Raw genomic sequence first — 19,628 nt, 5'->3', positions numbered from 1 at the left:
CTCCCCCGGGCACGACCTCATGACCGAACTCAGTATTTTCGCCCCGCTTCTGCCCTCCTGCGTCAAGGTCGCGGAAATGGATCCGTGGGACAGCAGCATCGGCGCGCTCGCACCCGCTGAGCAGCGAGTGGTTGCCGGTGCGGTACCGCACCGGCAACGGGAATTCGCTGCGGGAAGACAGCTCGCGCATCGGCTGATGGAGGATTTCGGGTACGCGCGAACTCCCCTTCTTCCTCATCCGGACCGATCGCCCAGGTGGCCGGAGGGCCTCGTCGGATCGGTCACCCATTGCGAGAGCCGGGTCGCGGTGGCCGTCGGCCGGTCGAGCGATGTCATGGGCATCGGAATAGACATCGAGCCGTGCGCGCCGCTTCCCTCGGAACTCGATCCCTTGGTCCTGACCGCCGACGAACGCTGGAGAGCCGACGCCGGGAGCGCGGAGGAGCGAGGGCTGCGCACCCGTTGGGTCCTTTCCGCCAAAGAGGCGACGTACAAGGCGATGTACCCGCTCACACGGAAGGCCCTGGAGTTCTCCGACCTCGAAGTCCTCTGGGGTCCTCGGGGGTTCGTCTCCGTGCTCCGATGCCCTGCGCCGCCCTTCCCGGAGGGAACATCCTTCGCTGGACACAGCGCGGCGGCGGGTGGGTACATCGCCAACGCCGTCGCGCTCCGGCCCGCCTGGTGAGGCCGGAGCGGCCGCGCCGCGGGGAACAGCGAGTTCCTGCGGCGCGGCCCGTGAAAAGGGTTCAGACCCGGTCCACCCTGACCCGGACACGCCCGCCATCGGCAACCGTCTCGACGAGTGTGGGGTCCGCAACGTCCACGTAGGCCACGGACGACGCGAGCACCTCACCGGCCATGTGCGCCTCGTGCGCTCGGACGGCCTCGATCACCGTCTCGGCGGCGTCGAGGGTCAGCGCGATGCGCTCCGAGACGTCGAAACCGGCCTCACGGCGCGCTTTCTGGACCAGCCGGACCACGTCCTTGGCCAGACCCTCGGCCGTCAGCTCGGGTGTCAGCGCGGTGTCCAGCACCACCAGGCCGGTGTTACCCGGCAGTGCCGCGGTCTCGTCCGGGTCGACCGCGACGAGGCGCTCCGTGTACTCGCCGGGCAGCAACTCGATACCTCCGGCGGACACCCCGTTGGCATCCTGGACGTAGTCGCCTGCCTTCACGGCGCGGATCACCTTCTGCGTGTCTGGGCCGAGGCGCGGACCGCAGGCCGACGGGTTGATCGCGATCTCGAAACGCCCGTGCGCGGTGACGTCGTCGGTGAGTTCGACGTCCTTGACGTTGACCTCGTCACGCAGAATGTCGGCGAAGGGCGCGAGCGAAGCAGCGTCGGGGGCTGCGACGAGGAGCTTGGCCAGGGGCAGCCGGACCCGCAGTCCGCGGGCCTTGCGCAGCGACAGGGCTGCCGACGCCACCTGGCGCACGCGGTCCATGCCGGCGACGAGCTCGGCGTCGTGGGGCAGGTCCGCGGTCGAGGGCCAGTCGGTGAGGTGAACCGATCGGCCTCCGGTGAGGCCCTGCCAGATCCGCTCCGTGGTGAACGGCAGAAGGGGCGCGGCGACCCGCGTGGTCACCTCCAGGACGGTGTGCAGAGTGTCCAGAGCATCCACGTCTCCGTCCCAGAAGCGCTTCCGGGAGCGCCGGACGTACCAGTTGGTCAGCACCTCGGCGTGATCACGGATCCGCTCGCACGCCCCGGCGATGTCGAGGCTGTCCATGGCGGTCGTGACCGTGTCGATGAGCATGGCGGTCCGGGCGAGCACATACCGGTCCAGCACATGACAGCTGTCGGTGCGCCAGGTCCCGCGATGGCCGGCCGCACGTGCGTAGAGCGACTGGAAGTACCAGGTGTTCCACAGCGGGAGGATGGCCTGGCGGACCCCTTCCCGGATCGCCTGCTCGGTGACCACGAGGTTGCCACCGCGCAGGATGGGCGAAGAGAAGAGGAACCAGCGCATGGCGTCGGATCCGTCGCGCTCGAACACTTCTCGCACATCGGGGTAGTTGCGCCGGGACTTCGACATCTTCTGACCGTCGTCGCCGAGGACGATTCCGTGTACGAGCGCGGAGGCGAAGGCAGGCCGGTCGAAGAGTGCCGTAGCGAGCACGTGGAGGGTGTAGAACCAGCCACGCGTCTGGCCGTTGTATTCGACGATGAAGTCGCCGGGGTAGTGGTGGTCGAACCAGTCCGTGTTCTCGAACGGGTAGTGGACCTGGGCGAACGGCATCGAACCCGACTCGAACCAGCAGTCTAGGACTTCCGGCACACGGCGCATGGTCGACTGCCCCGTGGGGTCGTCCGGGTTGGGACGCGTCAGCTCGTCGACGTGGGGGCGGTGCAGGTCGGTCGGGCGCACACCGAAATCCCGCTCCATCTCGTCGAGAGAACCGTAGACGTCTACACGCGGATAGCGCGGGTCGTCGGACATCCACACCGGGATGGGAGAGCCCCAGTACCGGTTGCGCGAGATGTTCCAGTCCCGAGCGCCTTCCAACCACTTGCCGAACTGGCCGTCCCGGATGTTGGACGGGACCCAGTTGATGTCCTGGTTGAGCTCGACCATGCGGTCACGGATCGCGGTGACACGGACGAACCAGGAGTCGACCGCTCGCTGGATGAGCGGATTGCTGCAGCGCCAGCAGTGCGGATACGGGTGATCGTACGTTTCGTGGCGGAAGAGCACGCCCTGCACGTGAGGAGCCCGGTCGCGCAGGTCCCTGATGATGGCGCGGTTCGCCTCGAACACCTGGGTTCCCGCGTACGGGGGCACCGCGGTGGTGAACTCGCCCCGGCTGTCTACCGGGATCACAACCTCGATCCCGGCCGCGTCGGTGACGGCCTTGTCCTCCTCACCGAATGCCGGTGCGAGGTGCACGAGGCCAGTGCCGTCCTCGACGGTAACGTAGTCGGCGGCCAGGATCCGGTGCGCGTTCTTGTGGTCGGCGAAGAAATCGAACGGGGGCGTGTAGGACAGCCCGAGCAACTCGGAGCCCTTCAGCCGACGCAAAACCTTCGGTTCCTCGCCCAACTCCCGGGCGTAGTGCTGCATTCGCCCTTCGGCGATGACATACCGTTCGCCGCCGAGCTCGGCAGCGGTCTCCAGGAGTACGTAGTCGATCTCCGGGTGCACAGCCACGGCCAGGTTGGACGGCAGAGTCCAGGGAGTGGTCGTCCAGACAAGGGCGAGAGCACCGTCGAGATCTTCGCTCAGGGCGGCAGTCCCGGAGTCTACATCGTCGGACGCCTTCGACGCGGACAGACGCAGACCGACGGTGACTGCGGGGTCCTGCCGGTCGAGATAGACGTCGTCCATCTTCGTCTCGGTGCTGGACAACGGGGTCTCACAGCGCCAGCAGTACCACAGGACACGGAAACCCGAGTACACGAGGCCCTTGTCCCATAGCTGCTTGAAGGCCCAGATGACCGACTCCATGAACGAGAGGTCCAAGGTCATGTAGCCGTTGTCGAAGTCCACCCAGCGGGCCTGCCGAGTGACGTAGTCCTTCCACTCGGCCGTGTAACGGAGGACCGAGGCCCGACAGGCTTCGTTGAAGGCCTCGACGCCCATCTTCTCGATCTCGGACTTGTGTCCAATGCCGAGCTGTCGTTCGGCCTCAACCTCCGCGGGAAGCCCATGCGTGTCCCAGCCGAACCGACGCTCGACGCGCTTGCCCCGCATCGTGCGGTAGCGCGGAACGGCGTCCTTGACGTACCCGGTCAGCAGATGACCGTAGTGCGGAAGGCCGTTGGCGAAGGGCGGGCCGTCGTAGACGACGTACTCATTGCTGCCGTTCTCGCCGGCGGGGCGGCCGTCGACCGAGGCGATGAAGGTGTCGTCAGCCTCCCAGAAGTCCAGTACCTCGCTCTCGAGTTCGGGGAAGGACGGCTGGGAAGGGACATGCGGATAGGAGGCTGAATCGGGCTGCTGGTCAGCCATGCGGTGCTCCTCATGCGGCGGAATGGACTCCTGCACGCGGGGACGACGATCCCGTCCCCGGGACGCCGCGGTACCACCCCGCTTGCCGCCCACACACGGACGACCGCTCGTTGGAGGCTATGACGGGCCACTCCCGTCCGGTTCTACTCCGGACCGTGCCGGTGAGGGCGATCCGTTTCTTCCGGAGGCTCCCCGGTGATGGCCGGATCCACGCCTGTGGTCCGAGATTACCGCACCGGACTCCCGTGTGTACAAGCCGTTTCTGACGTGCTGGGTCGTGGCCCGGCACCGGAGTTGGGGCCTTCACGTGGGCGCCGGACCGGCACTCCAGAGGCCCGGGTCGACTACATCGCCGTTCTGATAGCCTACGCGTCGAGAGATTTCGAGGGCCTATAGCTCAGTTGGTTAGAGCGCTTCCCTGATAAGGAAGAGGTCAGTGGTTCAAATCCACTTAGGCCCACACATCATCTGCGATCCCGGTTCGGGACCCCAGTCGTCACCAGGTGCGGACTGCGCATCATGCGCATGTTGGGTAGTCGGCCCTTCCAGAGTTGCCGCTCGCCGGAGTCAACAAATCCGTGGCGTGCGTAGAAGCGGACGGCGCGCTCGTTGTAAGTGGTGACCCAGAGGAAAACCGGCTTTCCCCCCACCCACTCCAGGTATTCGTCCATGAGACGGCTTCCGATGCCGTGGCCGGTGAACTTTGCCAGCACGTACATGGGCCCCAGGGTCGTGACGTCGCCCCGGTGGCCGCACAGGAAGCCGACGGCCTGGTCCCCCGACCGTGCGATACGGCAGAAGTCCTGTTGCGGCCGAAGGGCGGCGGCCTCGATGCCCTCCCGCCACCGGGCGACACCCTCCGGGGCCACCACCCACCCGACGCTCTCCCGGATCCAGGCCACGTCGATCCCGTTGGCGGCGCTCGGGTACGTCTCGAGCCAGGCCGTCAGATGCACCCGGCTGAGCTCTTCAGCCTCGCGCAGGGACGGTGCGCACGTCACGAGGTGAGGGGTGTGCGTTTTCATTGATCCACCGGCCCTCTGCGCGTTGAGGGAGGTCCCGCGAGTGACTGCCGTGAAGTGGCAGGGTAGGCACTCAGGGTGCCGAATCGTATGCGTCTTGTATAATTTTTCCCTATTTCTGATGATTTTCCCTGTTCTGCTGTCTTCATTCAAATGGATCACTGCAGCACGGCAGGGGCGCAGGGTGTACACCCTTGCGCGGAAGGCAGTCGGCGTCGCCGTGTGCGGGATACCGGGGCCAACCCGGTCTGCGGGACTGCCGGGTCAGCAGCCGAACACGAGGGTTTGAGAGGCGTCCCGTATGACCATGAGCGATTCCCTGGTCCGCGAGTAGTAGAGCCTGTTCGTCAGCAGCACGGCCCACACTCCGGCGGTGCATCACATCGCCGTTCCGTGAGCCCGTAGCGCACCCAGCTGCGGTGTCCGTCGCCCGTAGCGCACGGTCAGTCCGTCCACCTGTTCGGCGAACGGCACCCGAAGGCACCTGGGTGCGTCGCAGAACAGACGGCGCACCGTCAGCTCGATGCACACCTGCCGGCCGCCGACCGTAGCGTCGCCGAGGCTGCGCACCGGTAATACCGACTCGGAGGTCGGCACTCGTCCACGCGACAACTGCGTGGCGCCGCAGAATGCGGTTCCCTCATCCTGGCGACATGCCCCACATCATCACCCCCCGCCTCCGGTACGACTCCACGGCGGTACGCCCACACTGGCAGAACCTCCCCCAGGACGTTCGCCAACTCATCGCACACCGCCTCGGGGGCGAGGCACAGGCCGGGCCCAGCACCGGGAGCGGATTCACCAGCGGCTTCGCCGCAGTACTCCGTGGCACGTCCGGACCTCAGTTCATCAAAGCGGTCAACAGCACGGACAATCCGGCGGTCGCCGACTGCTACCGCCGGGAAGCGTTGATCAACCAGGCGCTCCCTGCACCGATTCCGGCACCACGCCTGCGGTGGATTGAGGAGTACGACGGATGGGTCGTCCTCGGCATCGATGCTGTCGACGGCGGCCGCTTGCCGGCCACGCCATGGAAACCCGACGAGCTCACGGCCACCCTCGACGCCTACGCAGTCACTGCGGAAGCACTCACCACCCCACCCGCACGACTCCAGCACATCGGCCTCAAGCCAGTGGGTGCAGATGGTGACTTCGCCGACTGGCGCAACCTCGCCCGTGGCGCCACGCCCACGAACGTCCTCCCCTTCTGGATGCCACTCGACCTCCTGGACGTGCTGGCCGGCCTGGAGAGCGGATGGCGGGAGGCCGTCGCAGGAAATGCCGTCCTTCACCACGACCTGCGCCAGGACAACGTGCTGATCGACACACGCGGCGCCGCGTGGATCTGCGACTGGAACTGGCCATGCCTGGGGGCGAGCTGGTTCGATCTGGCCCTTCTCCTGGCCACCGCCTACGCCGACGGTCACGATGCCACGACCCTCTTCATCCAGCACCCCACCGCCCGTGGAGTCATCGACGAACAACTCGATGCAGCGCTGGCCGCACTCTCGGGTTTCTTCCTGACCTCCGGCGGACAGCCCCCAGCAGAGTGGTCCCCGCACATTCGTCAGCACCAGACGTGGTGCGGAGAGGTCACCCTGCGGTGGCTGGCCGACCGGCGTGGCTGGGCATTCTGACCCACGGGACATCCGTGCGGTGCTCGACGCACAGCCCGCTCAGCGTCAGGCCGGCACCGGTGCCGCCAGGACACCGCTCGGGATCCACTTCCGCAGGACGTCCGGGACCGGCACGGTGCCGTCGGCCTGCTGGTGCTGGTCCAGCAGCGCGGGCACCAGACGGCTGGTGGCCAGGCCCGAGGCGTTCAGCGTGTGCACGTACGCCGACTTGCCCTGCCGGGGCCGGTAGCGGATGTTGCCGCGCCTCGCCTGGTAGTCGCGGGCATTCGACACCGAGCTGACCTCGACGTACGCCTCGATGCTCGGCAGCCACACCTCGACGTCGTACGTCCTGGCCATCGCTGCGCTGGTGTCCCCAGCTGCCAGGCGCGTGATCCTGTAGTGCAGGCCCAGTTCCTTCACCAACTCCTCTGCCTTGCCGAGGAGTTCCTCGTGCGCGGCGTCCGAGGTGTCGGGGTGGGTGAACTGGAACAACTCGACCTTGTTGAACTGGTGCCCGCGCAGGGTCCCCCGCTCGGCCGTGCGGTAGCCGCCGGCCTCCTTGCGGTAGCACGGCGTGTACGCGACGTACCTCCGCGGCAGCTCCGCCTCGGGCAGCGTCTCGTCCCGGTGCAGATTGACCAGGGCCGTCTCCGCGGTCGGCAGCAGGAACCGATCCGGACCGTCGTCCCCCCGTTCCAGGGCGAAGACCTCGTCGGCGAACTTGGGGAACTGACCCGCCGTGTACCCAGCCGCGAAGGTCAGGATGTGCGGCGGCAGCACAAACTCGTAACCGTCCCGCACATGGGCCTCCAGGAAGTGATTCAGCAGCGCCCACTCCAGGAGCGCGCCGTTGCCCCGGTAGATCCAGAAGCCGCTGCCGCCGAGCTTCGTGCCCCGCTCGTAGTCGACCAGGCCCAGCGTGCGAGCGAGCTCCACGTGGTCCTTCGGTGTGAAACCGAACTCCGGTCGCTGGCCGGCTTCGCGGATGACCTCGTTGCTCTCCTTGCCCCCGGCCGGCACGTCCGCGTCGGGCAGGTTCGGCAGGGGATCGAGGAATGCCCGACGCGCCTGGTCCAGTTCGGTGAGCCGCGTCTCGGCGGCGGTCAGATGCTCGCCCACGGCCGTCGCATCGCCGTGCAGGCTTGCCACGTTCTCGCCGATCCGTTGTCCCTGTGCGATCTCGCCGGAGATCCTCTTGCGCTCCCCGCGCAGGCGCTCCACCTCGGCCCGCATCTGCCGGTAGTCGTCGTCCAGTCGAAGAAACTCGTCGAGGTCGACGTCGACCGCCCGCTTGGCCAGTGCCTGCTGGACATGGGCCGGATTCTGGCGAATCAGGGTGACATCGATCATCCTGCCGGTGCTCCGTTCGATCAGTCATCATGACGTGATCCCTTGGGAGCGCGGGCGAGAAGGGGTAACTCGCGGTGCCACCACGCCTTCACCACCAGGTGGTGGCCTCTTTCACGACCCGGTCACGGGGGTCAGCCGGCGGGGCATTGGACCTCCGGTGAGGCCGTTCCTCCCCGCACTCGGGAGGGGATTCACCCAGGGGCGCGAGTCTGCCTTCCCAGCAACCGGCAGCTCTCTCGGCTCGCGTGGACCCTGGCTACTTGTCTCCGTCATCGCGTTGGTGGAGAGGTTAGACCCAGAGCTTCCTCGGCAACACCGAATATCTCCGAAGCCGTCCCCCACATGGGTCGGCTACTCGTCTCGGCGCCCCTTGCGCGGAGAGGTACGGGTAGCGCTGGAAGCCGACCTGATCAAGGTGGGGTCAGACAGTCCGGTGAAGGGGATGGCGCGCAGGTCGCACATGGAAGCCCACCAAGCAGCGATGAGACCTATCCGCTCGTCAGGCTTCAGACGTGCCAACAACGTCATGGCACAACAACGGTTCTGAAAATTTGAATGTCTGTCGGCGGCCTGGACCGGAGCTCAAGCTGCTTGATGCTCGATTCCTGCATGCGTACTGGTTATCGATACGGGCTCCCCTGTAGCGGCATCAGCCTGCGAGGCGGGTACGGCTGCGGCGTCCTCTACGGAAGCGGGGACTGCCAGTTCGAACCAGGTGTTCTTTCCCGCCACGCAAGGCTGTGAGCCCCACGCGGTTGCCAATGCGGCAACGAGGAATAGGCCCCGCCCGTTTTCGTCCATTGCCTTGGCCCGGGAGGGACCTACCAAGGTGGGGTCACTGTCGGTGACTTCGACGCGCAGCCTATCTCCGGTCCACCGCACCGATACCACGCACGCAGCCTGTGTGTGCGTTACCGAGTTCGCGATGACTTCTCCGGTGAGCAACCGCAAGTCGTTGGTCAATTCCTCATCCAGAGCCAGCCCGAGTCGCTGTGCACGGTGGACAACGCGGGCTCGTGCTGCTGGCACTGCCTCGACTGAGGGCACAGTGAACGCGTAGGGCGAATTTCCGAGTGGGCGGGGCATAGCTATGACCTCTCGAGGGGCGGGAGCTATGGCGTCAGCGCGATCTCCCACAGGTGAATGGGTCGCTCGCCGACTGCACCGGGCGCGCGTCCACAGGTGACCCCATGGAACCGGCAGCAGCTCAGCAGGCGGCGGACGACCACCATGGACCGTATGTGTCCTGGCCACCTATCGCTGAGGTGATATCACCGCTGCAATGTCATCTGGGACTGAGGCAGCTGTGCACCGGCCGGATCATCACCTCAGGGTCGAGCGGTTCCACGCGTGCCTCCCTCTGCTGGCGCGTGGTCACGATTCACCGGATCTGACGATGCCGACGTACGCCTTGACCTTCTCGACGTCGATGATCCCGCCCCAGCCGCCGCTCTCCAGGCGCCGACGAAGGCTCCATCTGCGACGGTCAGCAGCCGGGAAGCGCTGCCGTGGTGGTGGTATGGCTGGCCAGGATCACCGGGGCCCGGCGCTGGCGTTGCGCACCGCCCGGTAGGCCGCTTCGCGTAGCCGCACCCTCATCCGGGCACGGGCCGATATCTGCCCCACCTCTTCGGCGATGAGAAGATCGAGGCGGTGTGACACGGCGGTTCAAAGGGAGGGTCGGGGAGTGGCTAAGGATTCCGCGTTGCGCGGCTATCTGCTGGAGGAGTTGCCCCCACCTGCTCGCCAGGCCGCGACCGCGGAGTGGGGCGCTATCCGCTTCTACGAACGCTATGGTTTCACGCCCCAGGTGAGCGAGAGCTCTGGAACGGCAAGCTGCCGAACATCCCCATGGCCCGCGACACCACGTGCCGGTGAACCTGTTGTCGCCGGGGCATGCTGCGGCTGCGCCCAAGCGATGCGCGACGGCAGCCCTGGGACGCAGCGCGGGCACTAGCCGGTCAGCACGTTCGCCAGCCGGCCTGGTACAACGATGATTCGCTTGACGTGATGGCCCTCGGTTTCCTGCCGCACGGCGGCGAGCCCCAGGGCCGCATGCCGGACGTCGTCGTCGGAAGCGTCCGCGGGCACGCTGATGCGGCCGCGGAACTTCGCGTTCACCTGGACGATCATCTCGACCGCCTCGATGCGCAGCAGTTCCTCCTCAGCGACCGGCCATGGCTCTTCCCACACGTGCTTGCCGGTGAGCCGGTGGTAGACCTCGCTGGCCACGTGCGGGGCGAAGGGCAGGAGGAGCGAGGCCAGAGTGCTCACAGCCTCGGTCACCACCTCCTTTGAGATGCCGTCCTGCAGGGCTTTGCTGCAGTCGTTGGACAGTGCCATGAGCGCGGCGATGGCGGTGTTGAACGCGAACCGCCCCGACATGTCCTCGGTGACCTTGCTGATGGCCCAGGCCGTCTTCCGGCGCAGCGCGAGGTTACGCTCGGGATCAGGGTTCTTGCCGATAATGGCAGCGGGGCTGTTGGTGATCTCCTCGGTGTATCGCCAGACCCTTTTGAAGAACCGGTACACGCCTTCGAGTCCCTCGTCGGACCAGTCGGCTCCCTGCTCCGGTGGCCCCATGAACAGCACGTAGCAGCGGGCTGTGTCGGCGCCGTACTTCTCGACGATGGTTCGGGGCGATACGACGTTGCCCTTCGACTTGGACATCTTCGCGCCGTCTCTGGTGATCATCCCCTGTGTGAAGAGCTTCCCGAAGGGCTCCTGGACGGGCAGGTGGCCGCGGTCGGCCAGCGCCTTGCACAGGAACCGCGAGTACAGCAGGTGCAGGATGGCGTGCTCGACCCCGCCGATGTACTGATCGACAGGCATCCAAGCGCGCATCGCTTCCTGGCTGAACGGAGCGGTGCTGTTGTCCGGGTCGCAGTAGCGCAGGTAGTACCAGGACGAGTCGACGAAAGTATCCATCGTGTCCGTCTCCCGACGGGCATCAGCTCCGCACCCGGGGCACGAGGTGCGTACCCACTCATCGGCCGTCGCGAGCGGTGACTTGCCCTTCGGGGCGTAGTCCTCCACGTCGGGCAGCGGCACGGGCAGCTGCTCCTCTGGCACCGGTACCGGTCCGCAGTCGTCGCAGTACACGATCGGGATAGGGCAGCCCCAATAGCGTTGCCGTGACAGCAGCCAGTCACGGAGCCGGAAGCTGACCACTCCCTCACCCTGCCCGGCGTCGGCGAGCTGCGCGGTGATGCGCGCCGCGGCGTCACTGCTGGAGGCTCCGTCGATCCCGGCGGAGTTGATGGCCACTCCCTCGCCGGCATAGGGCAGTTTGGGAATCGTGCCGTCCGGGAGGGCGATGACCGGCTGGATGGGCAGTCCGAGTACTCGGGCGAAGTCGAAGTCTCGGGCATCGTGGGCCGGCACGCCCATGATGGCGCCGGTGCCGTACTCCATGAGTACGTAGTCGGTCACCACGATGGGAATCTTGTTCCTGGTCAGGGGGTGGATGGCGTGCCGGCCGGTGATGACCCCGGTCTTGGGCCGCTCATCGTTCCCGCGGTCGCTGTGCCCGGCGCGTCGGGCGGCATTGGCGTACTCGCGGACCGCGGCTTCCTGCGGGGTACCTGAGGTGAGTGACTCCAGGTCAGGGTGCTCCGGCGACAGCGCGAGGAACGTGGCGCCGTACAGGGTGTCGGGCCGGGTGGTGAACACCTGGATCTCGTGGTCGACTTCGGCGCACCGGAAGGACACGCTGGCCCCGTCGGAGCGTCCGATCCAGGCACGCTGCATGGTCTTCACATGCTCGGGCCAGTCCAGGCCGTCCAGGTCGTTCAGCAGCCGCTCGGCATAGTTGGTGATGCGGAAGAACCACTGGTCGAGCTGCTTGAGCTCCACCAGGCTGGCGCACCGCTCGCAGCGCCCGTCCACCACCTGCTCGTTGGCGAGCACCGTCGCATCCTGCGGGCACCAGTTCACGGCGGAGCGTTTGCGGTACGCCAGGCCCGCCTTGAACAGTTGCAGGAAGATCCACTGCGTCCATTGGTAGTAGGACGGTTGGTGGGTGCTGATCTCCCGGGACCAGTCGATCGAGATACCCCACCGCTGGAACTGCTCCCGGAACGACGCGATCGACTCATCCGTCGAGATCCGAGGATGCTTCCCGGTGCGGATCGCATGGTTCTCCGCGGGCAGGCCGAAGGCGTCGAACCCCATCGGGTGCAGCACGTAGTAGTCCTGCCGGCGCAGGAAGTGCGCGACCGCATCGCCGACCGCGTAGTTCTTGAGGTGGCCCACATGCGGTTCACCGCTGGTGTACGGCAGCATCTCCAGCACGTACGCGTTCTTGTGCGGGACGGAGGTGTTCGTGACCTCCCACGTCCGTTTCTCCCGCCACAGGTGCTGCCAGCGCGCCTCGATGGCGTGTGGATCAAACTGCTGCGCTGGAATGGATTCAGCCATGGATTCCCTCGTTCGAGAAGTCCCCACGAACCGGGTTCCGTCGGAAAGGCCCGACGACCGGCCGGCAGGGGGCAGGTGACTGGACTGGTCGCGAACGGGCTCAGGAGGATCAGCAAGCTGTGCCGAATTGTGCCGCTGCCGCCTGGCCACGCCGCAAAGAGAAACGGGATCAACGGACGCTGCGGCACAGACTGCCGAACGTCTCCCGCACTCCTGGTCAGGCCGCTAGTCGGGGCAAGACCTGAGAGCTGAGGGGCAACGTGCCGGACACGAAAGGCACCGCCAACTGAAGACGGCGGGCATCCAGGTGGAGAAGCTCATGGAGGGCAAGGGAGGAGAGGGCGGCCTTCAGCAGCCCGTGGTGGCGCAGCCAACCGCGGACAGCGAAGGAATCACCTACCTGCACTGACGGCTCCCGGGGTACTCGTCTCCATCTGCGTGTTAACGACGCACAGTAGAGGGTCCAGGCTGCTGGCCACAACGAGATTGGCGCGCTACTGCTCCGTTTCAGGCACAGACGAGCACCAGGCTCGCATGCACCTCTCTCGGTTCAGGACGGCTGAACAGGCCCGCCGTGCCGAAGACGATGATCGAGCTCCCACAGCGCCGTCCGATTGGAGTCCCACTGCACCGCCCGCATCGCAGCCTCGAAGGCGAACCACCCGTACTCAGTGTGCTCGCCTGAGAGATCCAATTCTGGGGTGTCTACTCGGACCCCGAAGGCGAACTCGGGGATCACCAGCACATCCGGCCCCCACGTGAACTCACCGGTGACGTGCACCACTGGGATCGTCGCCCGCGCATCCAGCTCGAGAAACTCGACGTCGCCAACCAGACCTGCTTCCTCGGCTGCCTCTCGCCTGGCGGCCTGCAGCGGTTCTTCTCCCGCCTCGCCACCACCAGCCACCCCCTGCCAGTAGGCACCGTCCGAGCGACGGAACAAGGCGTAGACCAGCCCTGTGTCCGTCTGCCGGTACGGCAGCACCAATACCTGGAACGCAGCGCGACCACCCACAGCTTCAGTCATCGCTCCACGGTAGAGCCGCTGGGGCGCGCACGATGTCGCGTTCCCGCCCAGTCACGGAGTTCCACTGCGCCGATACCCGGCCCACAACCGTCCGCCAGCCCGAGCCAGGACATCGTCAACCACGCCGACAAGGGCTTCGGTCTGCCCATCCAATGCCGCACGGACAGCGTGGTGCAGCCGGGCATTGAGTCCAGGTGCTGCGTCCTCGAGGCGGCGTGCCAGCCACTTCCCGCCGCCACCCCATGCCCCGCCGAGGGCCAGCGCGAGTTCACCTGTCCGCCTCGCCAGCTCTGAGGCGATGAACAGCAGCTCACCCTGATCGGTGCTCCCCGCGAGATCGTCCAGGAGATCCGTGATCGCATAGCGGAAGTCCTCGATCTCCTCTGCTGGCATCGCAGGTGGACCCGCGAGAGCCAGTTTTCTGGCTTCGGCAGCCAGACGCTCGCCGAGCCCATCCACGTCGAAGAGCAGCTCCCCATCCGCACACATCCACAGAAGTGGGGAGCGGCGCTTGCGTGTTTCCCGGTCTACGAATGCGTGCCAGGTCTCTTCGGTGTGTACGAAGAGCTCTACGGGCCAGTCGCCGTACTGGAGGCTTTGTCTGTACGGAGCCGGCAGACCGTGCAACAGCACCACGATGTCCAGGTCGGACAAGGCCGTGCGGTGCTCCGTCAGCACGCTGCCTCCCAGAAATGCCGCTCGAGCGGCAGGATGACGTTCCTCTACGACGGCGCGGGCAACGACAACCGGATCCATGCAGCCACTATCGGCATCCAGAACGCGTCACGCATGTGGTTTCTTCAGTCACTCGGGCGAGCCGACGTGCGCCATGTCTTAGCCTTCGTACGCATCGGCTGGTCACTGAAACCGTCCACAGGCTGTGGATGTGCGCTGGCCTGCTCCATGGCCGACTACTCCCTGTAAGGGGGCGAGCTGTTGTCCGTTGCCTCCGGTGACCATTGAGCGCTCATTGATCGCGGCGAGACCGCTCGCGCAGGCGCGAATGGCACAAGGCGCTGCTTCGCTCACCGTGACAGTAGAGAGATCAACTGCGCACACTGCTTGCGCCACGCCATGCCTGCACCACGGCCTCAACCGAGGCGAACCGGTCAGCAGGATCGCTGGCAGTGGCACGCTCAATGATCTTCAGCTGTGGCGGCGAACCGCGCCATTCCTGCTCATCATCTCCTGCATCCAGCAGCAGACGCAGCATCCTGCCGAGCACGAACACGGTCGTTCGGATATCGATGGTCGAGCCCCTGGTGAACTCCTCAGGGGCCATGAAGCGCCTCGACCCCGGCAGTCGATCGGCCTCCAGAACGAACGGGCCCGGCCGATACTCGTCCAAGTCACACAGCGCCATGCGGTCGAATTCGAAGTCGTACAGCAGGCAGCCGTCGTAGAAATCGACGGCGACGAGCCCCGCTCGCTCGACGGCCAGGTGTGCATCGAGGATTTGTTCAAGAGCCCGGAGGATGCCCGGGACAGGGAGCCTGCGGAATCGGGCCATCGGACTGTCAGGAGCAGCACGGCCACCGTGGCAGGACACGGTCGGGTGGTACAGAACTTCGCCATCCACCCACGGATAGACGAGAGCCAGTCCACCAGCGACGTCGAAGGAGTGCTGGATGAGGCACGATCAGCGGATGCTCGACCGCAGCATGGACCTCCACAGCACGGCGCAGCGAAGCGGCAGCCTCCGGCACAGTCGCACCCTTCACGAACCACCGCTCGTCGCCAACAGCGACCCCGTAGGAAACACAGCCGGAGTCCTGCTCCCGGAAGATCCGGAAGACGGTACCCACCTCTTCCAGGTAGGTCTCCAGTACATCGACGGACTCAGCACTCAGCAGTGGGTGCGATGGCATAGCGCACCATCCTGCCAGCCCGGACGCACGCGCGCTCCCTCAACAAGACCGCGGCGACTACAGCGTCCAGCAACAGCATGACGATTCAGCCGCTTCCGGGTCACCGAGCGGACCGGTCTGCCCCTCTCCATCGGGATCTCCGCCGCGAACACCCACGACAGCCAGGGGCTGGAACCTCTCGTGCGGGGTATCCCGCCCATGCGTTCGCGGCGCGGGCCGCGTCGGCGTCGGCCCGCCAAGCTGCATGCCGACAAGGGATACGACTACGACCATCTGCGACGGTGGCTGCGTTCGCGGCACATCACACCACGCATTGCCCGCAAAGGCATCGAGACCCCCAGCGGGTGGGCCGGCATCGCTGGACCGTGGAACGCACGGTGGCTTGGCTGGCCGGGTGCCGCCGCCTGCACCGCCGCTACGAGCGTAAGGCCGCACACTTCCTGGCCTTCGCTGGCATCGCCGCCGCTCTGATCTGCTATCGCCGTCTTGGCCAGGTAGAGGGCCCACCGGGCCTTCTATATCCCGTTGCAGTGAGCCGTTCTACGGGACAATCATGACCGTCATGGAGCGGCCGAGGCAGATCGTCGAGTGCGGAGACTTCGCTCTGCGACGCTGGCAGGGACAGAGCGACTTCGATCCGGTGTTCAGGTTGATCGAGGAGTCTCTGGACCACCTGCGCCCGTGGATGCCGTGGGTCGCCCGCCACAGCGAGGAGAGCACCCGAGACTTCCTCGCGAAGTCCGACTCGAAGTGGGACAGCGGTGACGCGTACAACTACGCCATCGCCAGGGACGGCACGTTCATCGGCATGTGTTCGACCTACCGCGGGGCCGAACCTCAGGGCTGGAGCATGGGGTACTGGCTGCACCCTGCCGCCACCGGCCAGGGCATTGCCACGAGAGCGACGGCGGCCATGGTGACCGAGGCATTCGCCTTGCCGGACGTGCAGTACCTGGAAATCGCGCACGACCTGGCCAACATCTCCAGCGGCGCCATACCACGCCGTTTGGGCTTCACCGAAGCCCGGCGTGAACAAGTAACGCCGCCCGCAGCTCCCTCAGACAGTGGGATCGACGTGATCTGGCGGCTGAACCGCCCTACGTCGCCCGTTAACGGCACTCCCTCCCCCTGAAGATCTGAACCGGCCGAGCTCAACTCCTGTCGCTTCGGTACCAAAAGAGACGACCTCTAAGCGGTGCCCTCGCTGATCCGGGGGAACAGTGGGTTCGCGGGAGGAAGGATCCCGTTGATCGCCGCACACTGATCGGCGACGCGGGCGGCAGCACCGGGGATGAAGGGGTGCAACTCGTCTGCCAGCGCGCGGCATGCCCGAACAAGGACAGCGAGGACCGCATCGAGACATTCTCCTGCCTTGATGTCTCTGTCTCGTTCGGCCTTGGCCAACTCCCAGGGCCGGGTGTTGTCGATGCAGCGGTTTACTTCATCCACGATTGTCCACGCCGCGGTGGCTGCCCGGCGGAAGTCGAAGTCGGACAGTGCCGCATCGATCCGGCCCGGCGCGTTGTGGCAGGCAGTGACCAACTGGTCGGTGGCCGGCGTGCCAGCGCGCGGGATGGGCACGCTGCCGTTCCGGTAACGGTGGACCATGGTCACGACCCGGTTGACGAGGTTGCCCAAACCGCCCGCGAGGTCGGCATTGGCGCGAGCGGCGAGCCGCTCCCGTGTGAAGTCGGCGTCACCGACTCGGGGAACCTCCCGAAGCAGCCACCAGCGCACCGCATCCGTGCCGAACTCGGCAACGAGTTCCGCCGGGTCCACGGTCGTGCCGCTGGACTTGCTGATCTTGCGGCCGTCGACGGTGAGGTAGTCGTGGACCAGGATGTCGGTGGGCAGCGGCAGTCCCGCGGATAGCAGCATGGCCGGCCAGTAGACGGCGTGGAAGCGTACGACGCCCTTCCCGACCAGATGGGCGCGCTGCGCGCTGTTCACCCACCACCGGTCGTACGTGTCATCGGCCGTGCCGTACCCGAGGCTGGTGACGTAGTTGCCGAGCGCGTCCCACCAGACGTAGATGACCTGGCTGGGGTCGTCGGGGACGGGGATGCCCCAGCCTCGTGCGCGGGTGTGGGAACGGGAGATCGAGAAGTCGTGCAGCCCGCTGGCGATGAGGGCGAGGACTTCGTTGCGGCGGGCGGCCGGTTCGATCCGCAGGGTTCCCTCTGAGATCAGCTCGTGCAGGGTGTCGGCGTAGCGGGACAAGCGGAAGAACCAGTTGTCCTCGGCGACGAGTTGGGGCTTGATGCCGTGCTCGGGACAGTGGCCATCGTCGAGTTCGTCGGGCGTGTAGAACTGCTCGCAGCCGACGCAGTACAGACCCTCGTAGTGCTTGCGATACAGATCGCCGGACTCGGCGCACTGGCGCCACAGGCGTTCCACGCCGACGCGGTGCCGCGGGTCGCGGCTGGTGCGGATGAAGTCGTCGAAGGACAGGGCCAGGGGCTCACGCAGTGCGGCGAACGCTTCGGCGTTGCGGTCGACCAGGTCCTGGACGTCGATGCCCTCGGCTTCGGCGGCCAGGACGTTCTTGAGGGAGTTGTCGTCCGTTCCGCTGAGGAAGCGAACGTGATGGCCTCGGCGGCGGTGGTGGCGAGCGAGTACGTCCGCCTGGACCAGTTCAAGGGCGAAGCCCAGGTGCGGGCGGGCGTTGACGTACGGGATGGTCGTGGTGATGTAGTGGCGTGGTGCGGTCATCGGAACCTCCTGTCGAGAGGCGAGACTCCGATCCGCAAACACATCGAGGCCCCGTCTCGGGGCCTCGGAAACGTCGCGCGTCCGGTATCAGCAGCCCCGCTGGCGGGGCATCATCTGGGTTCGGGATACGGGCGCGATCATGGCTCGATGTTAGCAACAGACTGCGTGGCCTGGTGGGAATTTACCGGCGGGGCTCCTTGGCACCCGGGGGATCCGGTGCCAGTCGCGAGCCGGGCAATAGCCCCGCGCCGCCTCGTCGACGAACGAATCGACGCCGAGAGCGATGGAGCTCGGCCAGCGTCTCATTTTGGGTGAGCTGCGCCGGCGGGTCAGGTTGCCGTTTGGGCCGGTGCAGTCCAAGGAGTCACCATCTGCGCTGCTGACGTGGTTCCTCGGATGCGAATTGGATGGCGAACGCACTGCTGCGGGCTGCAAGATTGGGTCTATGCGGATCGCTGAGTGTCAGGAACACGAGGTTGCCCTGCTCGATCGGCACATTCCGTCTCCGGGCGTCGTGTCATCCCATGCTCGTCGACATGCCAGACAGCAAGCCGGGTCCAGTACGTTTCTCGTTGCCTGGCACGATGGACAGCCAGTCGGGAGCTGCGAGGTGAGGTGGGACGGGTGTACCGCTCCCGAAGTCCAGGCAGCTCACGGGGACTGCCCAGAGATCAACGGTCTGGGAGTGTGGCCGGAGTCCTTCCGCTCCCAAGGGATCGGAACAGCCCTGATCCGCGCGGCTGAGGAACTGGTGCGGAAGCGCGGCGGTAAGCGCATTGGGCTGGGAGTGGACGAGAATAACCCTCGGGCGGCGGCTCTTTACTCCCGACTGGGCTACCACCCTGCTGCTCCGTACCTCGACCGCTGGTCCTACCAGGACGTCGAAGGCGTGACGCATCAGGTTGCCGACGCCTGCACCTTCATGATCAAGAGGTTCCAGCCCGATGGCTCCTGAGCGGCAACGCTGTCTCACCAGGGAGTCACCGGTAGCGAGTGAGTGCGCATGCGATGCCGTTGAAGGCTCATCCGAGAGCGCCGAATCCCACGGTGTTGGACGCCGGGCGGGACGCAGGTCGAGTGACAGGACGGCCAGGAAAGCAAGGTCAATGGCACCGCGGGGTCCCCACTGATGACGTATCGGTAAATCATTGGCGGCGTACACAACAGCTGATCATGCTGCGTCTGTGACAACCTTCTACCTGGTGCAGCATGCCGAGAAGCAGCGGCAACTCGGCGATCCTGGCCTGACAACTCTAGGGCGAGAACAGGCCGCTACGACCGCACAGTGGCTGGCCCGCGCCAGGTTGAGCGCGGTGTACAGCAGTCCGTTGCGTCGAGCCCTTCAGACGGCACAGTTCATCGCGTCAGCGAGCGGGATACAAGTGCAGAGGGATGACCGCCTCCGGGAGCGGATGAACTGGGCGGATGGCCTGTCCATCGAGGAGTTCATGGCCGACTGGGCTGCATCGGTCCAGGACCGGGACTTTGTACCGCGGAACGGAGATTCCTCACGGCAGACCGGCGAGCGGGTCCGTGCGTGCCTGGAGGACCTGTCCGCGATACCGGGTGTGGGCGCTCACGGAATGTTCCCGGGGTCGGCTCATGTAATGGGACCGACCCCGGTCTGTTGAGTGGGTCTACTTCGTGGTGGCCGTCGCCTT

At 66.1% G+C, this 19,628-nt stretch carries 15 protein-coding genes, 1 tRNA gene and 2 pseudogenes; 8 read left to right on the top strand and 10 right to left on the bottom strand.

The genetic code is table 11. From position 1 onward, the window contains the following. Positions 1 to 19: 19 nt before the first annotated feature. Positions 20 to 304 (top strand): annotated as a pseudogene (locus ABZ855_RS39620) (hypothetical protein); the annotation flags it as partial. Between the two features lie 30 nt (positions 305 to 334). Continuing rightward, complete coding sequence (locus ABZ855_RS39615; RefSeq protein ID WP_360815959.1) at positions 335 to 685, top strand: 4'-phosphopantetheinyl transferase superfamily protein; 351 nt, start codon at positions 335 to 337, stop codon at positions 683 to 685. A gap of 61 nt (positions 686 to 746) precedes the next feature. On the opposite strand, the gene ileS is transcribed toward ABZ855_RS39615, so the two are convergent. After that, the gene (gene ileS, locus ABZ855_RS39610; protein WP_360815834.1) at positions 747 to 3,950 is read right to left on the bottom strand and encodes an isoleucine--tRNA ligase; all 3,204 of its coding nucleotides are present in this window, start codon (positions 3,948 to 3,950) and stop codon (positions 747 to 749) included. Between the two features lie 386 nt (positions 3,951 to 4,336). Between ileS and ABZ855_RS39605 the strand changes: the two genes are divergently transcribed. Next, a tRNA-Ile gene (locus tag ABZ855_RS39605) sits at positions 4,337 to 4,410 on the top strand. 4 nt (positions 4,411 to 4,414) lie between these two features. On the opposite strand, the gene ABZ855_RS39600 is transcribed toward ABZ855_RS39605, so the two are convergent. Beyond that, positions 4,415 to 4,951, bottom strand: coding sequence for a GNAT family N-acetyltransferase (locus tag ABZ855_RS39600; protein ID WP_360815831.1), 537 nt, complete (start codon positions 4,949 to 4,951; stop codon positions 4,415 to 4,417). Positions 4,952 to 5,350: 399 nt separating this feature from the next. Then, positions 5,351 to 5,569, bottom strand: a complete 219-nt coding sequence (locus tag ABZ855_RS39595; RefSeq protein ID WP_360815828.1) for a hypothetical protein — start codon at positions 5,567 to 5,569, stop codon at positions 5,351 to 5,353. Positions 5,570 to 5,625: 56 nt separating this feature from the next. On the opposite strand from ABZ855_RS39595, the gene ABZ855_RS39590 reads away from it, so the two are divergent. Beyond that, entirely contained in the window at positions 5,626 to 6,609 is a 984-nt protein-coding gene (locus ABZ855_RS39590; RefSeq protein WP_360815825.1) for a phosphotransferase, read from the top strand. 45 nt (positions 6,610 to 6,654) lie between these two features. On the opposite strand, the gene serS is transcribed toward ABZ855_RS39590, so the two are convergent. From serS to ABZ855_RS39560, 6 genes are all read right to left on the bottom strand, one after another. Beyond that, positions 6,655 to 7,941: a serine--tRNA ligase gene (serS, locus tag ABZ855_RS39585; RefSeq protein ID WP_360815822.1), complete on the bottom strand. Its 1,287-nt coding sequence runs from the start codon at positions 7,939 to 7,941 to the stop codon at positions 6,655 to 6,657. A gap of 582 nt (positions 7,942 to 8,523) precedes the next feature. Continuing rightward, positions 8,524 to 9,027, bottom strand: a complete 504-nt coding sequence (locus tag ABZ855_RS39580; protein ID WP_360815820.1) for an ATP-binding protein — start codon at positions 9,025 to 9,027, stop codon at positions 8,524 to 8,526. A gap of 867 nt (positions 9,028 to 9,894) precedes the next feature. Continuing rightward, on the bottom strand, positions 9,895 to 12,360 hold the full coding sequence (leuS, locus tag ABZ855_RS39575) for a leucine--tRNA ligase (protein WP_360815817.1): 2,466 nt from the start codon (positions 12,358 to 12,360) through the stop codon (positions 9,895 to 9,897). A gap of 550 nt (positions 12,361 to 12,910) precedes the next feature. Next, complete coding sequence (locus ABZ855_RS39570) at positions 12,911 to 13,387, bottom strand: NUDIX domain-containing protein (protein WP_360815814.1); 477 nt, start codon at positions 13,385 to 13,387, stop codon at positions 12,911 to 12,913. 51 nt (positions 13,388 to 13,438) lie between these two features. Next, entirely contained in the window at positions 13,439 to 14,143 is a 705-nt protein-coding gene (locus tag ABZ855_RS39565) for a nucleotidyltransferase domain-containing protein (protein ID WP_360815811.1), read from the bottom strand. Positions 14,144 to 14,432: 289 nt separating this feature from the next. After that, positions 14,433 to 14,897, bottom strand: coding sequence for a hypothetical protein (locus tag ABZ855_RS39560; RefSeq protein ID WP_360815809.1), 465 nt, complete (start codon positions 14,895 to 14,897; stop codon positions 14,433 to 14,435). A gap of 472 nt (positions 14,898 to 15,369) precedes the next feature. On the opposite strand from ABZ855_RS39560, the pseudogene ABZ855_RS39555 reads away from it, so the two are divergent. Next, positions 15,370 to 15,812 (top strand): annotated as a pseudogene (locus ABZ855_RS39555) (IS5 family transposase); the annotation flags it as partial. Further along, positions 15,809 to 16,387: a GNAT family N-acetyltransferase gene (locus tag ABZ855_RS39550; protein WP_360815806.1), complete on the top strand. Its 579-nt coding sequence runs from the start codon at positions 15,809 to 15,811 to the stop codon at positions 16,385 to 16,387. The pseudogene ABZ855_RS39555 and the gene ABZ855_RS39550, both read left to right, overlap by 4 nt. Positions 16,388 to 16,443: 56 nt before the next feature. Here the strand turns inward: ABZ855_RS39550 and metG are convergent, their stop codons facing one another. Continuing rightward, positions 16,444 to 17,967 (bottom strand): methionine--tRNA ligase, encoded by a 1,524-nt coding sequence (gene metG, locus ABZ855_RS39545; protein WP_360815803.1) that lies wholly within the window; start codon positions 17,965 to 17,967, stop codon positions 16,444 to 16,446. A 283-nt stretch (positions 17,968 to 18,250) separates the two neighbouring features. Here metG and ABZ855_RS39540 point away from each other — a divergent pair, with 283 nt between their 5' ends. Next, positions 18,251 to 18,922 (top strand): GNAT family N-acetyltransferase, encoded by a 672-nt coding sequence (locus tag ABZ855_RS39540; RefSeq protein WP_360815800.1) that lies wholly within the window; start codon positions 18,251 to 18,253, stop codon positions 18,920 to 18,922. Positions 18,923 to 19,151: 229 nt separating this feature from the next. After that, complete coding sequence (locus ABZ855_RS39535) at positions 19,152 to 19,598, top strand: histidine phosphatase family protein (protein ID WP_360815797.1); 447 nt, start codon at positions 19,152 to 19,154, stop codon at positions 19,596 to 19,598. The last annotated feature ends 30 nt before the right edge of the window (positions 19,599 to 19,628 follow it).

Source organism: Streptomyces sp. NPDC047042 (assembly GCF_040644035.1).
Taxonomy (GTDB): domain Bacteria; phylum Actinomycetota; class Actinomycetes; order Streptomycetales; family Streptomycetaceae; genus Streptomyces.
The sequence above is the reverse complement of the archived record's forward strand: the minus strand, read 5'-3'. Positions and strand labels throughout refer to the sequence as shown.

Excerpts from the sequence above, each read along its gene's own strand:
- ABZ855_RS39590 (WP_360815825.1), top strand. The coding sequence starts at position 5,626 with ATGCCCCACATCATCACCCCCCGCCTCCGGTACGACTCCACGGCGGTA.
- leuS (WP_360815817.1), bottom strand. The coding sequence starts at position 12,360 with ATGGCTGAATCCATTCCAGCGCAGCAGTTTGATCCACACGCCATCGAG.
- ABZ855_RS39570 (WP_360815814.1), bottom strand. The coding sequence starts at position 13,387 with ATGACTGAAGCTGTGGGTGGTCGCGCTGCGTTCCAGGTATTGGTGCTG.
- ileS (WP_360815834.1), bottom strand. The coding sequence starts at position 3,950 with ATGGCTGACCAGCAGCCCGATTCAGCCTCCTATCCGCATGTCCCTTCC.
- ABZ855_RS39550 (WP_360815806.1), top strand. The coding sequence starts at position 15,809 with ATGACCGTCATGGAGCGGCCGAGGCAGATCGTCGAGTGCGGAGACTTC.
- metG (WP_360815803.1), bottom strand. The coding sequence starts at position 17,967 with ATGACCGCACCACGCCACTACATCACCACGACCATCCCGTACGTCAAC.
- ABZ855_RS39580 (WP_360815820.1), bottom strand. The coding sequence starts at position 9,027 with ATGCCCCGCCCACTCGGAAATTCGCCCTACGCGTTCACTGTGCCCTCA.
- ABZ855_RS39615 (WP_360815959.1), top strand. The coding sequence starts at position 335 with ATGGGCATCGGAATAGACATCGAGCCGTGCGCGCCGCTTCCCTCGGAA.
- ABZ855_RS39540 (WP_360815800.1), top strand. The coding sequence starts at position 18,251 with ATGGAGCTCGGCCAGCGTCTCATTTTGGGTGAGCTGCGCCGGCGGGTC.
- ABZ855_RS39560 (WP_360815809.1), bottom strand. The coding sequence starts at position 14,897 with ATGGCCCGATTCCGCAGGCTCCCTGTCCCGGGCATCCTCCGGGCTCTT.
- serS (WP_360815822.1), bottom strand. The coding sequence starts at position 7,941 with ATGATCGATGTCACCCTGATTCGCCAGAATCCGGCCCATGTCCAGCAG.
- ABZ855_RS39565 (WP_360815811.1), bottom strand. The coding sequence starts at position 14,143 with ATGGATCCGGTTGTCGTTGCCCGCGCCGTCGTAGAGGAACGTCATCCT.